This is a genomic window from Paramagnetospirillum caucaseum, from assembly GCF_000342045.1.
In the GTDB taxonomy this organism is placed as follows: domain Bacteria; phylum Pseudomonadota; class Alphaproteobacteria; order Rhodospirillales; family Magnetospirillaceae; genus Phaeospirillum; species Phaeospirillum caucaseum.
The window spans coordinates 1-1,576 of record NZ_AONQ01000160.1; the positions used below are offsets into that span (position 1 = coordinate 1).

Below are 1,576 nucleotides of genomic sequence, written 5' to 3' on the forward strand. Positions count from 1 at the left end.
CGCTGCAGCTGCGCAGCAACAATCCCGAGCCGCCGGACATCATCGCCATCGGATCAAGCACCGGCGGCCCCCAGGCGCTGTTCACGGTGCTGGGAACCATGAAGGCGGGCACCGTCCGCCAGCCGATCCTGATCACCCAACACATGCCCGCCACCTTCACCACCATCCTTGCCGAGCACATCAGCCGCGTCTCGGGCTGGGATGCCCGCGAGGGCCAGGACGGCGAGGTGATCCAGGGCGGACGCGTCTATATCGCGCCCGGCGACTTCCACATGGTGGTCGAGACCAAGGGCACGGACAAGGTATTGCGATTGAACAAGAACCCTCCCGAGAATTTCTGCCGCCCGGCGGTCGATCCCATGCTGCGGTCCATCGCCGCCGCCTATGGCAAGCGCGTGGTGACCTGCATCCTGACCGGGATGGGCGCCGACGGCATGAAGGGCGGCCAGGCGGTGGTCGCCTCGGGCGGCACCGTGATCGCCCAGGACGAGGGAACTTCGGTTGTGTGGGGCATGCCGGGGGCAGCGGCGACGGCGGGCATCTGCTCGGCCGTCCTGCCACTGCCGGAAATTGCTCCGTGGATCATGAAACTGGCGGCGAGGCGCTAAACCCATGCGGCCCGAAGATTTCGATTTCGTCGCCAAACTGCTGAAGGACCGTTCCGGTCTGGTCATCACCCGCGACAAGGCCTATCTGCTGGAAAGCCGGCTCACCCCGGTGGCGCGCAAGCGCGGCATGAAGGGGCTCGAGGACCTGGTCTCCGGCCTGCGCACCGCCGGCGAGGATCTGCTGCGCGAAGTCACAGAAGCCATGACGACCAACGAGTCGTTCTTCTTCCGCGACATCAAGCCGTTCGATCAGTTCAAGAGCGTCGTCCTGCCCCATCTGCTGGCCACGCGGGCCGCCAAGAAGTCGTTCCGCATCTGGTCGGCCGCCTCCAGCTCGGGCCAGGAAGCCTACACCCTGGCCATGGTGCTGAAGGAAGAGGGCGCCAAGCTGGCCGGCTGGAAGATCGAGATCGTCGGCACCGACATCTCCACCGAGATGCTGGAGAAGGCCAAGGCCGGCCTCTACTCCCAGTTCGAGGTGCAGCGCGGCCTGCCCATCCAGCTGCTGGTCAAGTACTTCAAGAAGACCGCCGAGATGTGGCAGATCGACCCGGCCATCCGCGGCATGGTCCAGTTCCGCGAATACAACCTGCTGCACGATCTGAAGCCGCTGGGCCAGTTCGACGTGGTGTTCTGCCGCAACGTGCTGATCTATTTCGACCAGCCGACCAAGACCCGCGTGCTGGATAACATCAGCCGGGTGGTCCCCGACGACGGCTTCCTCTATCTGGGCGGCGCCGAGACGGTGCTGGGCATCTCCGACAAGTTCAAGCCCATCCCCGACCAGCGCGGCGTCTACTCCACCACCCGCGCCCCGGCCGGCATCGGCACCACCAAGTAGCTTCCGTCCCTCCAGACGGCGCCAAGCCCCTTCCGGGACACCGGGAGGGGCTTTTTCGTGGGCTCGTGGCGTTGGAACACAAGAAGCCCCCTCCCCCGCCGCAGGTGGGGGAGAGGTCGGGAGGGGG

Annotated in this window: 2 protein-coding genes; both read left to right on the forward strand. The window is 65.9% G+C overall.

Going from position 1 to position 1,576, the window contains the following annotated elements; genetic code table 11:
- Positions 1-608, forward strand: a 608-nt coding sequence (locus H261_RS22755) for a chemotaxis protein CheB (RefSeq protein WP_040477452.1), incomplete at its 5' end; no start/stop codon positions are given.
- Between the two features lie 4 nt (positions 609-612).
- The gene (locus H261_RS22760) at positions 613-1,449 is read left to right on the forward strand and encodes a CheR family methyltransferase (RefSeq protein WP_008622682.1); all 837 of its coding nucleotides are present in this window, start codon (positions 613-615) and stop codon (positions 1,447-1,449) included.
- Positions 1,450-1,576 lie beyond the last annotated feature (127 nt).